Raw genomic sequence first — 15,485 nt, forward strand, 5'->3', positions numbered from 1 at the left:
GTAATTCAGTAGGAAGGCTCGCTGCCTCGCTCGGCGAGTTCGCCCCCGTAGCCCTCACACTGGCTGCTCGCTGGACTGCCGTCGAGCGGCCGAAACAATCCATCGAAGCAGCGTGGCAGCGGCCAGGTGGGTTTACGGATATTCAGTCCCTGCTGTGGCGTGCACGGTTCTTCGGCGCCGGGCACGCACCAGCTGGCAGGTTCTTCGATTGGCGCCTCATTGCGTTGATGGCGGAATTCAGACACCGCGTGGTACACCAACCGGCGCGCCCGGTTCAGGCTGCCCAGTGGTTCCCACTCACCGACCCCCCGCCAGGGGTTCATCGACAGGTTCTCGCAGAAATTTTGTTGCGCACTGCTGGTAAATGCCTGCGGCGGGATATGGATGCGTGCGACGGGTACAAATGGTGCAATGTCTTCATTCCAGATCACGGTTGCATCGTCGAGGGGCAGATCCTGTTCTATCGCGTCAGACTTGGCCGAATTGCGCGGCTGCACCATAAACTCAAAACAGGCGGAGCCCGAGTCGAGGGTTGCTGACATCTGCCGGGTTAGGTAATCGTCCGCGGACCTGTCGGCGGTCGTGGCGTAGTCGGTGCCCGCACAGGGGCGGCTGGAGAATTTCACCGCTGTCTCGCCGAGGCGATAGGGCAGCATGGAGAAATATTGCTCCGCAAGCGGCGTATCGATCTTTGAGGAGACGGTCTGGTAAGCCCGGAACATTTCTTTCAGGTGCAGGCGCGGCGGCCACAAACTCACGAACCAGCCCTGCCGGTCTAGCTTTGCCAGGTGCTGCATATTCTCTGTGTAATCGAAAATATTGCGGTTAAAGAACGCCGGGGTATTGGTCATGATGAAGTCCTGATTGGTCACTTCAGAACCATCGCCGAGCTCCGGGGCAATTGCCAGGCCTTGCGCATTCATCACCTTAATCGCCATGCCCCGCGCATCCCCTTTACCATCCGGTTGCACCAGCATGTCGCCATTGGAGAAGCGGATCCACGCCTGGTAAGTACGCCCGGGGTTGGCAAACACACTGTGCTGGAACGGCTCGGGAATATCCCCGTTCACTTCAAACTCGGCGCGCAGGCACCCGGTGGCCTTGGCGTGGGCGTCGCGGCGGTAGTGGTCACCGTGGGCCGGGCTGTTGTACTTATGCGCAATCCTGGATATTTCCCGCGCGGATTCAATCGTCGAGATGATAGCTGCGCGCTCGTCTTTCGATATTTCCATTTCCAACTGGTCGATACTGGCTTCTACGCGCCCTGAAATATCAAGCTCTGCCGGTGCGCCGTCACCCTCTCCTTCGCTGGCGGCGAGAGTTGAAGGGGCGAACAGGGTGGTGATCACCAGTGCCGTGACAAAACCAGAACATGGTTTACGGTAGCTCAAGGTGATACCTCCCGTGACGCGAGCGACGGGGCTGTATGGCGAAATTGATTACAGGCTTGTTCGCCAATTGCGCTGGCCGGTGCCTCCGGGTACTGCGCCCAGTTTTGCGGGTCGCCACCCAGGGCATCGGAAAAATCTGGATTCCCCATTACCTTGATGTATTCGATCAGCGCCATGCGCTCGCCTTCACTGAGGCGTTCGCCGATGCGTCCATCGACATCGGCGTCGGTAAACAGGTGCCCGGCGTTACTGTTGCCCGTCTGTTTGGTATCGAATTCAAAGTTACCCGGCCGCATATCGGTGACATAGCCGAGTTTTACCGGGTTGTACTCCCGGTGCCCGACGCCAAAGCGCACAGGGCGCGCCTCGAAAGGTGACAACAGGTCGTAAATAGTGGGCACGGAGCCATTGTGCAGGAAGGGCGGTGTGGCCCAGACCCCATGTAATGGTCGCGCCTTGTAAGCGGCTTTGTTGGCGATGCGGAAGGGCACATTGAGCCCGTCGTAATCGGCAATACCGTTGTTGTCGCTGGATATACCACTGTTTTTATAGAGTACCGGGATCAGCTCGTTGAGCAGCAGTTGCAGGCCGTCACCTGCTGAGACTTTGCGATTTTCGGCATCATTGGGGTCGTCCGGGTTCTTTGCCACCAATGGGCCCGGATCGTATGTGTGATTGACGAAATTCTTGGCGGCAGTGGGGTCGGTGCCAATTACACTGATATCGATCCACGGAACGGCCCAGATGGATTCCCGCCAGTCTTCGCGCAGCGGACGGTTCTGGTCGTCGTAGGAAATCTGCCCGGACATATCCCACTGCCAGTTGACGCTGCGCTGGCGGTCCGGGTTGTCGCCTGGCCCGGCGGCCAATTGCCATTGGTAGGGCTTGGATTGGTGCGGGCCGTGGCAGTGGGCGCACTGGTCTGCGAAAAGGTCTTTACCACGACGGGCTTGATCGATATCGATTTTGCCCAGTACATCTTCAGGCCACTTCGGTGGGCGGAGTTTGCGCAGGGTAGTCTCGATACACTGCATACCCTCGACGTTGATGGTGGATTGGCCGAATTCGCCGTCGGGCAACAACTCGCCGTTCTCATCGACCAGATTTATCGGCGCCATCACGCCGAGGCTTTCACCGACATTGCGCGCCATTGCCTGGTTGGTAAAGCCCGTATACTGCACCCAGTCGAAGCGCCAGATATCCCACAGGAAGGGATAGCTGACTGGTGCATCGGCTTTTTTGTAATTGTCTTCTATCCCCAGGTTGTAACCGAATACGACATTGCCGATCCGGCCCACAGCATCGGTACGCCCGCGCCCCTCGGTGGTCGGGAAATTTTCGTCTCGACCGGGGCCGTCGGCAAACGTGAAGAAGTGCTCCTTGAATGCACTGAAATCGGCCTTGAGCTGCTTCCGCGCCGCTTCATCCGGCCCCACTACCTCATCGGCAAACCTTTCCCATTTGCTGCCACTGAGGTTGGTAAACAAGGTAGACGCCCCCAGCGAATAGATAAACTCCCCGCGGTTGCCGGTAGACATCCCGTGAATTGCCTGGCCGCCGTCCACACGCAGTGCAACGCCGTTGTAGTGCAGTTCTCCGGTGTGGCAGAGCGCACAGCCCAAATCCAGGCGCACAGAATCATCGGTGGGGTTCACATGGCTGCCCATCCCAACCGGGTGCACACCGGACTCTTCGCTTGCCGGCTCGTCATCGACGATAAACCCCCAGCCGCGCATATTCTCTGCAGAGGCCAGCTTTTCCTTTGAAAAGGGCAGTTCCAGTGCCTTTAGCCATGCATAGTGCAGCCCCTGCAGTTCGGTACCTTGGGGGGTGTTGTAAAACAGTTGGCGATCTTCTTCTGACCAACCTTGATCCAGATAGCGCACTTCGGACACTTCTTCCTTGACGATATTCGGTTCAAAGAATTTGTGGGCCAGGGAGCAGCCGGTCAGTGTCAGTGCGGAGGACGCCATTATGGCAAGGGTTGTGCGCAGGGGACGAATACGGGCGCGAAAGTGAGGGGCCTTCATGAATACGACTTCCATTGTGTTCGATTCTTATTGTATTGCGGCTCCGCCGCAATGATTTCGCCGTATTGTAATTGGGTTCTGTACAAATGAAAAAGCCAGGGCGAGAGCCCTGGCTTTAGGTTGTCACTAGGTAGTGATTTCAGGATCAGACTCAGTCCGTAGACTTTTTCCCTGATACCCACTCATCTACCAGCTCTTCGAGGACATCCAGCGGCACTGCGCCGTTGGCCAGCACTACGTCGTGGAATTCGCGAATATCGAACTTATCTCCCAGTTCTTTTTTCGCGTTTTCGCGCAGCTCGACAATCTTCATCATGCCGATCTTGTAAGCGGTGGCCTGGCCGGGCATCACGATGTAGCGCTCGATGGCTTTCACCACATCCCCTTGCGGGTTGGGGGTGTTCTCAGCCAGCCAGTCGATCGCTTGTTCACGGGTCCACTTTTTACTGTGCAGGCCGGTATCCACTACGAGGCGGCCGGCGCGCCACAGTTCCATGGCGAGGCGTCCGAAATCGGAGTAGGGGTCTTGGTAAAAGCCAATCTCTTTGGGTACCAGCTCGGAGTACAAGCCCCAGCCCTCGGTGTAGGCGGTGTAGCCGCCGAACTTGCGGAAGCTGGGCACGTTTTCCAGTTCCTGCATGATGGACAGCTGCATATGGTGGCCGGGAATACCTTCGTGATAGGCGAGGGCTTCCATCTGGTAGATGGGCATGCTGCTCATTTTGTACAGGTTGGCGTAATAGATGCCGGGGCGTGAGCCGTCCGGTGCCGGGCGCTGGTAGAAGGCTTTACCGGCGGATTTCTCGCGGAAGGGCTCCACGGCTTTTACCACCAGATCCGCCTTCGGTTTGGTAATAAACAGCTCGTCGAGGCGACCCTTCATGGTGTCGATCATCGCGGTGGCTTCTTTCAGGTAGCGCTGCTTGCCTTCCTCGGTTTCCGGGTAGTAAAACTGCTTGTCGGTACGCATGAATTCGAAGAATTCCTGCAGGCTGCCATCAAACTCCACCTTTTCCATGATCTCGCGCATTTCGCCGTGAATGCGCTCCACCTCTTCCAGGCCTTTCTGGTGGATCTCTTCGGCGGTCATATCGGTGGTGGTGTAAACGTTCAGACGGTGCTGATAGAACTCGTCGCCGTTCGGCAATTTCCAGGCACCGTCATCCGTGGTGGACTTTTTCTCCAGCTCACCCAGATAGCCGATTAGCTTCTCATAAGCAGGCTTGACGCTTTCGAGCATGGCTGTTTTGGCCTGTTCGACCAGCGCAGACTTTTCTTCTTCGCTGATTTCCAGCTTTTCTACCTTGCCCTTGAAGTCGGCAAACAGGGTGCTGTCTTTGCCGTCGTCATAGGGGGCGCCGGTAATCAGGTTTTCCCCATCGCTGATAACGTAGGGGAACACGAATTTCGGCACGATAACACCCTTGTCCGCGCGCTCCTTGAGGTTCTCGATCAGCTGATCGAAGTGGGCGGGCAGGCCCTGCAGACGGGAAATGTAGGCCTCAGCATCGGAGGTGTCTTGAATCCGGTGCTGGTTGATCAACAGAGAGGCGACACCTGTGTGAGTCGCGTACATCTGGTTCACCGGGTAAGTGTGCAGCCGCCACTTCCAGCCTTCGATGTCCTGCTCCAGGTTGCGGATCGCAAGTTCGAGTGAGAGGCGGGTGGCATCGTCCAGTTGCTTCGGATCGATTTTCTTCAGCGCTTCCAGCTGACGCTTGTTGATCTCGTGGGTTTCTTCCTGAAAGCTCGGCGAAAGATTATCCCACTTGCCGTAGTCGTCCTTGATACCGAGGAAGGTCTTGAATTCCGGGCTGCGCTGGACGTGGGCCTGGAACTGTTCTTCAAAAAGCGCGTTGGTGCTGGCGATTACTTCGGCGTTGCCAGTGGAGGCTCCGTTGTCATCCTGCGCACTCGCGCCTGCCTGGGCTTCCTGATTCTGAGCGCTTTCGGTTGTGGCGGGAGTCTGCTGGGATTCGGTTGGCTTTTGTTCCCGGTCGCATCCTGTCATGGCCAGGGTGCTTATGGCAGCCGCCAGCAGGGTAATCTTCAGCTTCATAGATGTTCTCAGCTTTTAATGGAATGGTAAGTTTGTGCGGTCAGTGTTGTAACCATAATCGGGATCTGATGCAAATTCCGTGCTTGGATACAGATTGGAGAGGGCAAGCTAAAGTAGTGGCATAAAAAAGTAGTGACATAAAAAAAGCGGGCCACAGGCCCGCTTTTCGCGCTTGGTAACGCTTACCCGATGGCTATCAGGCAAAGTTCTGGTTCACGAAGTCCCAGTTGAGCAGCGCCCAGAACGCTTCCATGTACTTTGGACGAGCGTTGCGGTAATCGATGTAGTAAGCGTGCTCCCACACATCGCAGGTCAGCAGCGGAGTAACGCTGTCGTCGGTCAGGGGAGTTTCGGCGTTGGAAGTGTTTACGATGGCAACGGAGCCGTCGGACTTCTTCACCAGCCAGGTCCAGCCAGAGCCGAAGTTGTTTACGGCGCTAGCGGTGAACTCTTCTTTGAACTTGTCGAAAGAACCGAACGCGGTGTTGATCGCGTCGGCTACGGCGCCGGTCGCTTCGCCGCCGCCGTTGGGGCTCAGGCAGTTCCAGTAGAAGGTGTGGTTCCAGATCTGGGCCGCGTTATTGAACACACCGCCGGAAGAGGACTTGACCACTTCTTCCAGAGTCTTGTCGGCTTCCGGAGTGCCTTCCAGCAGACCGTTCAGCTTGTCGACGTAGGTTTTGTGGTGCTTGCCGTAGTGATACTCCAGGGTTTCCTGAGAGATGTGCGGCTGCAGCGCGTCCATAGCATAGGGGAGTTCGGGTAGAACATGTGCCATGTGTCAATCCTTCCTTTTGCGGGACCTGCTCCGACCCAAGAACGGCAGCAGGTCAGTTATTGGTGGCACGCATTCTACACCCGCTAGATGTCATTATTAAGCCATAGGGCAGGCCTGAAGCGCCTCATTTTTGGCAAAACGTGCGGTGATATGCCGGCTATTTTCGCGAATGATTATCAATGACGGAATGGTCGGCCACATTTACTGTCCTATTCTGATAACTGGACCCGCTTACTTTTTCGTCAATTTTTGGTATAACTGCCGCAGATTTCTACCGATTGCCGGCCCCAAGGGCCGCATCTCAACGCAGGATTACAACATGCAACGCAGAGAGCCCACATTCGATGGCAGCAACAGCTCATCTTCGATGGACCCTCAGATCCCTAACGGCCCAGCTGGTGGCCGGCAGCGCTACGCTGCGCCACCTCCCTCTGCGCCAGAACCGGCTGCAGAGTCATCTTCTGGCGGTGGTTCCTCATTCCTGGCCATAGTCGCGCTTTTGCTGGCTCTGGCGGGCCTGGGCGGCGCGGGATTCCTGTATACCCAGTGGCAAGACACCCGGGTTCAGCTGTTAGACGCGGAAGCCCGCATCGTGCAGCTGGAGAAGCGCTTTGAGATGTCCGGAGAGGAATCCGCGGCTTCTGTTGAGGTGCTGAACGCGAAGGTGAAAGAAAACTCTGCGGAAATCCGCAAGCTGTGGGGCGTGTCTTACGATACCAACCGCAAGAGCATCGCTGCGAACAAGGCTACCGCAGACGCGGCCAAGAAAGACGTGGCGGCACTTTCCAGCAAGCTCAAGGGCTTTGAAAGCAGCCTGAAAAAAGTGGCTGCGCTGGAGAGCGAAATTGCCAAGCTGAAAGAGTCCACCGTGAGCGCGTCTCGCGAGACCAAAGACAAGGTGGCCAGCCTCGAGCGCCAGCTGTCTTCCGTACGTGCTGACCTCACTGCCCGCGTAGGCGCCAACGAGGAAGCGGTAGAGTCTATCGATAGCTACCGCCGCACCGTAAACAAGGACCTGGTACAGCTGCGCGACGCCATCCGCAGTCTGCAGTCCAGCTCCAGCACCGCATCTACCCCCTGATTTGGGGTAATCGCCGGGGCTGATACAGCCCCGGAGCTTGGTTAGCGGCGAGATGGCTTGCCGCTAACCGTTCTCATTTTCACCTGTGCAGCCTGTACCGGTAATTTCCCTCCCGAATCCCTTCGCACTCTCTATAACCTCCTCCATAACCTCAGTCCAACACTGTCGGTCAATTCGTGTAAAATCGCCGCCTTCGAGACGAGAGACAACCGGAGCCGGCAATGACGATTATCCGCCAGGACGACCTGATCGACAGCGTGGCCGACGCGCTGCAGTTCATTTCCTATTACCACCCTCAGGACTTTATCCAGGCCCTCAACAAGGCCTATGAGAAGGAAGCCAACCCGGCGGCGAAAGACGCCATGGCGCAGATCCTGATCAACTCCCGTATGTGTGCCCAGGGCCATCGCCCCATCTGTCAGGACACCGGCATTGTGACCGTGAAGCTGAAAGTGGGCATGAATGTGCAGTGGGATGCGGAAATGAGCGTGACCGACATGGTCAACGAAGGCGTACGCCGCGCTTATAACAATCCCGACAACGTTCTGCGCGCGTCCATCCTGGAAGACCCGGACGGCGCCCGTAAAAATACCGGCGACAACACCCCGGCGGTGATCCACTACGAGATCGTGCCCGGCGACAACGTCGATGTGTACGTGGCTGCGAAAGGCGGCGGCAGTGAAGCCAAAAGTAAATTCGCCATGCTGAACCCGTCCGACTCCGTCGTCGACTGGGTTCTGGAAATGGTGCCGAAGATGGGTGCAGGCTGGTGTCCGCCCGGCATGCTGGGTATTGGCGTTGGCGGCACTGCCGAGAAGGCTATGCTGCTGGCGAAAGAGTCCCTGCTGGACCCCATCGACATTCAGGAACTGCAGGAGCGCGGCGCATCCAATCGCGCGGAAGAGCTGCGCCTCGAGCTGTTCGACAAGGTCAACAAGCTGGGTATCGGCGCCCAGGGCCTCGGTGGCCTCACCACGGTGTTGGATGTGAAGGTCAAAGACTTCCCCACCCACGCCGCCAACAAGGCTGTGGCCATCATCCCCAACTGTGCAGCTACCCGTCACACCCACTTCACCCTCGATGGCTCCGGCGCTGCGCGTCAGACCCCGCCGAAGCTGGAAGACTGGCCGGAAATCACCCGTGAAGCCGGTGGTAATACCCGCCGTGTGAACCTGGATGAAGTGACTGCGGAAGACGTTCTGAGCTGGCAGCCCGGTGACACTCTGCTGCTGAACGGCAAAATGCTCACCGGCCGCGATGCCGCGCACAAGAAAATGGTCGACATCCTGGCCAAAGGCGAGAAGTTGCCAGTGGACCTGACCGGCCGCTTTATCTACTACGTGGGTCCGGTAGATCCGGTTCGCGAAGAAGTGGTCGGCCCCGCAGGCCCCACCACCGCCACCCGCATGGATAAATTCACCCGTACCATGCTGGAAGAGACCGGCCTGCTGGGCATGATTGGTAAAGCTGAACGCGGCCCCACCGCGATCGAAGCCATCCGTGACAATAAAGCCGTTTACCTGATGGCTGTTGGTGGCGCTGCTTACCTGGTGGCTCAGGCTATCAAAGATGCCAAGGTCATCGCCTTCCCGGAACTGGGTATGGAAGCCATCTACGAATTCGAAGTGGAAGACATGCCGGTGACCGTTGCGGTAGACAGTAAGGGTGAGTCCGTACACAACACGGGTCCTGTGATCTGGAAGCACAAGATTGAAGAGGGTGCAGTGTAGGCCCTGATGCTCCGATGCGCTTAAAAAAGGCCGGTTCCAATTTTGGAACCGGCCTTTTTTTGTGCACTTTTCAAAGTGGTTCTTAATGGCAGGCGATGTCAATTCCCGAAATATATCGGCCAAGTCTTCTATTTCTGGGGCAAGGTATGTAAGTTATTGACTTTAAAAGAATTGCAAAACTGCTCAATAGCCAAAGTCAGCGAATTCCGCGATGCCAGTAGTCTGTATATTTCGGAATGTGTCTCAGGATGCCGAAGCTAACTTTTTGATAATTAAGAAGTATTTTTAAGTGCTGAGCTCTTGAGTAGGTAAATAGCTGCCAGGGAGATATAAAGCCACTGGCCTTTGAATAAACTGTTAGGTGCACATGAGTATCAAATGTATACATTGCAATAAGGCAATTACACCAGAAGACGTTTTTTGTGGTGCAACCGACTCGCGCCATGGAATGTGGAATGGTTTCAAGTGCCCGCACTGTGGAGCCATAGCCCTATTTGTTCTCAAAGCTAAGAGACTTGAAATTGGAATGATCGATGGGTTTCCTGGCCCTGTTTTCGAGCCAGAATCTGAGGTTCTTATACCGAACCTTGAACATCAGTGGCAGGAGAACGGTTTGAAAATAAATATGGGTGCTAAAGAATGGTTGGTTCCGTACAAGTAGCCGCAACTAACAAGCAGCGGCAGAGCGACAGCCAACGCTACGCACCTTTTGTGTTACTCGCTGGCGCTCAAACATTAACACAAAAAGCGCTCCGCGCTGGCTGCGCCTGCGCTGGGCGTTAAGTTTCATCACATGAAAAACTATGCGATTGAAGCAGATTACTATATGTATGGAATCAAGCTCGGAATCCTTGGTCCCGAGCTGGCCATATCTTGGGCGTACAGAATAATTGAAAAAGAAGATGATCCTTCAGGGGAGGTCATTGAAGTAGCGCTGAGTAAGTCCAGAGGTCGAAATGGCATTATTGAGGCGCTATGTGAAGTTGAAGGTGTGCGTGATTCTCAACTTTCCGGGGGCATGCTACTTTTAGAGCTTCTGCGGCGCCTAGAAAATGGCGCTTCGCCCGCGTCAGTATCAACAAACGCGTTAAGTGTTGTTAGAGAAACAAAATTTCCTGAAGACCTTATTTGGCAATTTAATGTTATTGATGATGAAGTTTTGCTCGCAGAGCAGGGAATTTATACCGACAAAGAGCGAACTTACACAGCATTACGAGATTTATTGCGGAGCCCTGGGGTACAAAAAACTTAACAAGGTGCGGCAGCTGACGTCTTACTTTGTGCACTTATTGCACGGTCGCTTCGCTCCTATTTTCGTGCAAAAAGCACCCAAAATAAGCCGCAGCTGCGCACGGCGTTAGTGATTATTAGAAATGAATCATCTCACAATAGATATTGATTTTGACGAAAGTGAAACGGCAGCACTGCTGATACCAGCTCAGACTGGATTAACATATTGTCGTCAAACTGGTGGCCATCGCTGCTATCAGGATTCTATTGAAGGCGTTTACGTTCCTGTTAATCCATACGTTGCAAGCGAGGGAAAAGGTGTATATCTGGCTAGTTTACTTTGCCGACACTTCTCATCCGGTTGGTTAGATATAAATGATAAAGTCGCGGATGAATTGGATGAAATCCTCTCAAGTAGCCGCGTAACAAAATGTATGTCTGTAGATAGGAAGCGCCTAGATTGGTCTCATGAGTCCTGGGTGTATGTAAATGTTAGCAGCGATGAGTGCTTTTTGTTTCCGTATTCTGAAGAAGGATTTAGGGCGATCCTTACCTGGCCGAACAGTGATTGACACTAACAAGCGCCGGCACATACGCGCACTATGTGCGCTGGACTCACAACAAGTTGCTCGCCTGTGCGGCGGGCGTTATGCACCTAAGTAAATTATGAACATTGCTCTAATCATCATCTGTATAGCCGCGAGCCAATTTGTAGCGCTCTTCTCAGCTAAGAGAACAAGAGATGAAGCCAGCGCATCGGTACTTAGTGCAACCATTGGAGCTCTGTTTGTCACGGTAATTATGGTGATCGCAGTGGCTATTGGATACAGTGAGGCAAGTCAAATACTAGGGGATAATCTTTGGCGTTCACTCGGTACTTTACTGCTGGTGGCTATAGCGTTTGGTATGCGCGGATGGCAAGTTTCTTTGAGTGCGTCGACACGGCAGTGATCCAAAATGCATAACAAGGCCGGGCAATTCACTTCGGGCCTGCGGCCCTCCGCGGGACAGCTTACCTTGTGCACCTTTTGCACAGGTCGCTTTGCTCCCATTTTGGCGCAAAATGCGCTCAAGGTAAGCTGCCCCTGCCGGCGGCGTTAGTGGTCAGTATGAATCGAGTCTTATTTCTCGCGTTTGCTTTTTCCTTCCAGGTTTCAGCAACCGAAGAACCTGAAGTTCCGCAAACTATTTGGTATGAATCAAAAGCGGCGGTTTCATGCACTCCTAAGGAGTTAAATTCTAGCGAGACGCTTCGAGTTAAGCTCGGGGGGCATCATGGAAGTGAGTTGGCGGTGTATCGTCATGACGAAAACTTATGGTTGTTTATGGTAGTTGGCTCACCACCAACAAGTATGGTTTCCTTAATGTCACCTCAAGAGTTTGAGGTCGCCAAATCATTTGAGATCACTCCAAAAACAACAGGGTACCGTTGGGACTCAATGGGTGGTAATGAGGTTATTTTTTCCCGGCCGGGTAAATATACTCTGCACGTGAGTGAGGCCCTAGAAAGTGAGCTTGGTGGGTACAAGTGCGAGCTAGTGGTCAAAAACCACTAACAATGCCAGGCAGTATGCTACGGGCCTTCGGCCCTCCGCGGGACAGCTTACCTTGTGCACCTTTCGCGCGGGTCGCAGCGCTCCCATTTTCGCGCAAAAGGCGCACAAGGTAAGCTGCCCCTGCTGGCGGCGTTAGGTGCACACGGAATAGACGCTAATGCTAATAACCGGTGTTAACGGAATTTCGTTGGAATTACATGTCGTAGGATATGAGTTTCCTAGTTACAAGAACCCAATAGATGCTAATTGGCTAATTGTTGAAGGGCGGGTTACGCACCCTAAAGGTGACTGGTCTTTCCGGGAACCCTGCTTGGAAACTGGTGATACGGAAGAATTAGCTAATTGGTTGGAGACTGTCGCGTACGGTCTAGAAGCGATCCCTAGTATTTGCTTTACTGAGCGGCACTTGGTTTTTGAAGTGTTGTCACGCAACAGTGAGCGAATTCTTCGTGTTCAGTTCGCGATGGAGGCGCGTCCTCCGTGGTTAACTTCGCAGAACTCGATATTCTTAGAGTTTCCAGTGCTGAGCCGAGAAATTCTCGTTATATCTAAGGCTTGGAGGAATGAAGCCTGCCAGTTCCCCGCACGTGAGCAGTAGGGGCAGCACCTAACAAGCGGTTGTAAACGCCGCGAAATACGCGGCTGGGACGGCTTACGCTACGCTTCAGCCGCCCCTAAACCGAGCGTTATACGTCAGTAAATTATGAGTGATGAAGGGATCAAGGCGGTTTTTGGTGCTTTTGGTTTTATTTGCTTTCTTGCGAACATAGCGCTAACGATCGAGCTAAACAATTACCCGATGACTTCACGGGTCAAGAAATTCATTTTCTATTTGGTGGTCTGGCTAGTACCCTTAATTGGCGCAATCTGGACTCACCGAAAGTTGAAGATTGGTTGGGCTAAAGGCGATGGGTCAAGTGGTCATGACACTCCGGTCGATTCAGGCTAGGGAACTCCGTAGAAATGCCGTATAACAATCACAGGCAGGATGCTACGGCCCTGCGGGCCTCCGCGGGACAGCTTACCTTGTGCACGTTTTGCGCGGGTCGCTACGCTCCCATTTTCGCGCAAAAAGCGCACAAGGTAAGCTGCCCCTGCTGTGGGCGTTAAGGCAAATTCAGTATGACGAAAAGAATTTCATGGAGTGAGCCATACAAATTTGTAAAGGCTAAGCGAGCCGAGTATGGCTATGGCGGTATGAGAGCTCACATTTTTCTTTTCATTTTTTGCTTGATGATATTTTCAGCATTGGGAATATTTATCGGAGAGAATCGCGACTTAATAGTGGTATTGATAGTATCTCTTATTGGTTCACTTTTACTCGTCTTTCCAGGGCTTTGGATTTTTAGCTTCATTCCAAATGGTATAACGGCCAACAATAAAGGTATCGTTTCCGGAAAAAGTTTAATTCCTTATAAAAAAATAAAAAGCGCTATAGTTGGGCATGCTGAATTTCAAAAGCAAACTTTTCCAGTTTTGGTATTTACAACCACTGACAACGTTCAATACATGTATGGGTTATCCGAAAAAATTTCCCCAAAAGATCTTAGTGACTACTTGGAGAGCTATGGGGTGGCGGTGCAGTAGCAGCCTTAACAAAGCAATGCAGCCGACGTCTTACTTTGTGCACTTTTTGCACGGTCGCTGCGCTCCCATTGTCGTGCAAAAAGCACACAAAGTAAGCCGCGTCTGATTGCGGCGTTAACCATCACAAGGAAAAACTGCAGTGCTTAAAAGGATATCTACACATTTACTTGCTCTATTGTTTGGCGCCGCAGTGGTCTATTCGCTGACTGCAGTATCTCAACCAAGTGATAAGCAAAGCACATCATCTGACATGTCAATTGTGGTGTATAAATTGGCTGAAGAGCTTATGGAGCCCACCCTGATAGCTAAAGATGCTGAGTTCACTGCAGACATGGATTCCAAAGATGGAAAGCGTGTTGCTATATCTTTAAAGAAAGTGGAGTCTAAAGTATCAAATTCCGTCGATTACCTTGATTTAACGGTCAATGGGGAATCTATGAAAATTGATTCAAATGGTACTGCAGTAGTGGGTGATATTTTGGTGGTCTTAGTAGACCATTCCAAGTACAGGGGGAGCACAAGGCCCGCAGCTAGGTAATGGTTAACAAGGCCGGGCAATTTGCTACGGGCCTTTGGCCCTCCGCGGGACAGCTTACCTTGTGCACCTTTTGCGCGGGTCCCTTCGCGCCCATTTTCGCGCACAACGCGCACAACGCGCACAAGGTAAGCTGCCCCTGCCGGCGGCGTTAGGCTATCGCTTATCAGAGAGTCAGAATTTTGAAATTCTTTAACATATCTTTGTTTTTTCTCTCGAGCTTTGGCTTTTTCGCTCTGCTTACAACCGTGTCATATTTGTATTGGCGTATTCAAAGTAGTGGGGTAGCCGATGGCATGGTCTATGCGGGCTTTCCCGTAAGTTTTATGTCTAGTGGTGGGATATCAGGACGGGCTACTTTTTCACTCTCTCATCTACTTATAGATATTGCGTTTTCTCTACTGGTAGTCGGTGCTCTATGGTACAAAGGTGGCCTACGTGCCAAGCACAAGCCTAACAATCACGGGCAGTAATGCTACGGCCCTCCGGGCCTCCGCGGGACGGCTTACCTTATGCACGTTTTGCGCGGGTCGCTTCGCTCCCATTTTCGCGCAAATCGCGCACAAGATAAGCCGCCCCTGCCGTGGGCGTTACATGTCATGAGTATGCTCAAAGATTTAAGCGGTAAAAAATATACGGCAGCGAATGGCCAGCAAACCTATGAAGTGTTTTATGCTTCAGCCAGTCTAGTTCCTGTTATTGGCGACCTAATCCAAGAGCATTTTGGATTCTTGCCAATATCAAAGCCCGTAATTGGCCTAGATGAGGTCGTTGCCGAAATGGAAAAAGATGGCGTCAAGTTGGGCTTAGGTTGGGATAACTGGTCGGGAGCTTATGTAATGGGCTTCTGTAGCGAGGATAGCAACTGGGTTAATAAAATCTCCCACTTCCTAGATGATGAGCTTGAAAAGCCTAAGTACCGTAAATATGTCAACATGTAACAAGTCAAAGCACTCGGACTTGGTAAAGCTTTCATCTTTTTTGTTCCAAAAAAGCCGCCAACTTCACCAAGCCGGTGTTTGAGGCGTTATGTAATCCCTATGAAAAATATCTCTGTAGCTATTTTGTTAATGTTGCCAGCCGTCGCTTTGGCCATGGAAGGGCCTAGGTATGTCGAGATGAGCGGGCTGCTTAAAATATATGGAAAAGAGAAGCCTTCAGATGAGCTGTCTGGCTTTAGCTTGTTTATAAACGGAGAAGCGGCAAAAGAGCTGTATGGCGAAATCAAATCCGATCCAGAGTATAACTGGTGCCTAGATGATGGCACTGTTACAAAGTGGGCTGGGAACTTTGAGTGCAGTATGACCAAGGAAGAGAACTATTCATGTTCCGTTGGGCTTGGTATAGAGGATCAGCGGATCTATCGTGGCGAGTCCTGCTAGCGAAATACCTAGTATCAACTTTGAACCGCGACAAAAGTAATTATTTCCCATAGTACATTTTCTCTGGTGTTCTGAAACCAAATCTTTTCCTGGGGCGGGTGTTTAGCTTTCTTGCAATTTCATCGC

At 52.9% G+C, this 15,485-nt stretch carries 13 protein-coding genes; 9 read left to right on the plus strand and 4 right to left on the minus strand.

The features are described 5' to 3' along the window. Positions 1–5: 5 nt before the first annotated feature. From LC059_RS17055 to LC059_RS17070, 4 genes are all read right to left on the minus strand, one after another. Positions 6–1,391 carry a catalase family protein gene (locus LC059_RS17055; protein ID WP_226705079.1) on the minus strand — a complete coding sequence of 462 codons (1,386 nt, stop codon included), beginning with the start codon at positions 1,389–1,391 and terminating at the stop codon, positions 6–8. Then, positions 1,388–3,436 carry a c-type cytochrome gene (locus LC059_RS17060; protein ID WP_226705080.1) on the minus strand — a complete coding sequence of 683 codons (2,049 nt, stop codon included), beginning with the start codon at positions 3,434–3,436 and terminating at the stop codon, positions 1,388–1,390. The genes LC059_RS17055 and LC059_RS17060 overlap by 4 nt, the downstream gene beginning before the upstream one ends. A 136-nt stretch (positions 3,437–3,572) precedes the next feature. Further along, complete coding sequence (locus LC059_RS17065; protein WP_226705081.1) at positions 3,573–5,480, minus strand: DUF885 domain-containing protein; 1,908 nt, start codon at positions 5,478–5,480, stop codon at positions 3,573–3,575. A gap of 196 nt (positions 5,481–5,676) precedes the next feature. Beyond that, positions 5,677–6,258 carry a superoxide dismutase gene (locus tag LC059_RS17070; protein WP_226705082.1) on the minus strand — a complete coding sequence of 194 codons (582 nt, stop codon included), beginning with the start codon at positions 6,256–6,258 and terminating at the stop codon, positions 5,677–5,679. A gap of 319 nt (positions 6,259–6,577) precedes the next feature. On the opposite strand from LC059_RS17070, the gene LC059_RS17075 reads away from it, so the two are divergent. The 9 genes from LC059_RS17075 to LC059_RS17115 all read left to right on the plus strand — a co-directional run bounded on the left by LC059_RS17075 (position 6,578) and on the right by LC059_RS17115 (position 15,359). After that, entirely contained in the window at positions 6,578–7,339 is a 762-nt protein-coding gene (locus LC059_RS17075; RefSeq protein ID WP_226705083.1) for a hypothetical protein, read from the plus strand. Between the two features lie 221 nt (positions 7,340–7,560). Beyond that, positions 7,561–9,069, plus strand: coding sequence for a fumarate hydratase (locus tag LC059_RS17080; RefSeq protein ID WP_226705084.1), 1,509 nt, complete (start codon positions 7,561–7,563; stop codon positions 9,067–9,069). 793 nt (positions 9,070–9,862) lie between these two features. Then, positions 9,863–10,321: a hypothetical protein gene (locus LC059_RS17085; RefSeq protein ID WP_226705085.1), complete on the plus strand. Its 459-nt coding sequence runs from the start codon at positions 9,863–9,865 to the stop codon at positions 10,319–10,321. Positions 10,322–10,442: 121 nt separating this feature from the next. Beyond that, positions 10,443–10,871, plus strand: a complete 429-nt coding sequence (locus LC059_RS17090) for a DUF6210 family protein (RefSeq protein ID WP_226705086.1) — start codon at positions 10,443–10,445, stop codon at positions 10,869–10,871. Positions 10,872–11,408: 537 nt separating this feature from the next. Continuing rightward, complete coding sequence (locus LC059_RS17095; protein WP_226705087.1) at positions 11,409–11,855, plus strand: hypothetical protein; 447 nt, start codon at positions 11,409–11,411, stop codon at positions 11,853–11,855. 1,122 nt (positions 11,856–12,977) lie between these two features. Next, complete coding sequence (locus tag LC059_RS17100; RefSeq protein ID WP_226705088.1) at positions 12,978–13,442, plus strand: hypothetical protein; 465 nt, start codon at positions 12,978–12,980, stop codon at positions 13,440–13,442. 139 nt (positions 13,443–13,581) lie between these two features. Next, the gene (locus LC059_RS17105) at positions 13,582–13,980 is read left to right on the plus strand and encodes a hypothetical protein (RefSeq protein WP_226705089.1); all 399 of its coding nucleotides are present in this window, start codon (positions 13,582–13,584) and stop codon (positions 13,978–13,980) included. A 596-nt stretch (positions 13,981–14,576) separates the two neighbouring features. Beyond that, on the plus strand, positions 14,577–14,918 hold the full coding sequence (locus LC059_RS17110; RefSeq protein WP_226705090.1) for a hypothetical protein: 342 nt from the start codon (positions 14,577–14,579) through the stop codon (positions 14,916–14,918). Positions 14,919–15,017: 99 nt separating this feature from the next. Beyond that, positions 15,018–15,359, plus strand: coding sequence for a hypothetical protein (locus LC059_RS17115; RefSeq protein WP_226705091.1), 342 nt, complete (start codon positions 15,018–15,020; stop codon positions 15,357–15,359). Positions 15,360–15,485 lie beyond the last annotated feature (126 nt).

It is taken from the genome of Microbulbifer elongatus (assembly GCF_020524885.1).
Classification (GTDB): Bacteria; Pseudomonadota; Gammaproteobacteria; order Pseudomonadales; family Cellvibrionaceae; genus Microbulbifer; species Microbulbifer elongatus_A.

Bases quoted from the DNA above. Each gene is read 5' to 3' on its own strand.
- LC059_RS17060 (WP_226705080.1), bottom strand. From the start codon at position 3,436: ATGGAAGTCGTATTCATGAAGGCCCCTCACTTTCGCGCCCGTATTCGT.
- LC059_RS17065 (WP_226705081.1), bottom strand. From the start codon at position 5,480: ATGAAGCTGAAGATTACCCTGCTGGCGGCTGCCATAAGCACCCTGGCC.
- LC059_RS17070 (WP_226705082.1), bottom strand. From the start codon at position 6,258: ATGGCACATGTTCTACCCGAACTCCCCTATGCTATGGACGCGCTGCAG.
- LC059_RS17075 (WP_226705083.1), top strand. From the start codon at position 6,578: ATGCAACGCAGAGAGCCCACATTCGATGGCAGCAACAGCTCATCTTCG.
- LC059_RS17080 (WP_226705084.1), top strand. From the start codon at position 7,561: ATGACGATTATCCGCCAGGACGACCTGATCGACAGCGTGGCCGACGCG.
- LC059_RS17085 (WP_226705085.1), top strand. From the start codon at position 9,863: ATGAAAAACTATGCGATTGAAGCAGATTACTATATGTATGGAATCAAG.
- LC059_RS17090 (WP_226705086.1), top strand. From the start codon at position 10,443: ATGAATCATCTCACAATAGATATTGATTTTGACGAAAGTGAAACGGCA.
- LC059_RS17095 (WP_226705087.1), top strand. From the start codon at position 11,409: ATGAATCGAGTCTTATTTCTCGCGTTTGCTTTTTCCTTCCAGGTTTCA.
- LC059_RS17100 (WP_226705088.1), top strand. From the start codon at position 12,978: ATGACGAAAAGAATTTCATGGAGTGAGCCATACAAATTTGTAAAGGCT.
- LC059_RS17110 (WP_226705090.1), top strand. From the start codon at position 14,577: ATGAGTATGCTCAAAGATTTAAGCGGTAAAAAATATACGGCAGCGAAT.
- LC059_RS17115 (WP_226705091.1), top strand. From the start codon at position 15,018: ATGAAAAATATCTCTGTAGCTATTTTGTTAATGTTGCCAGCCGTCGCT.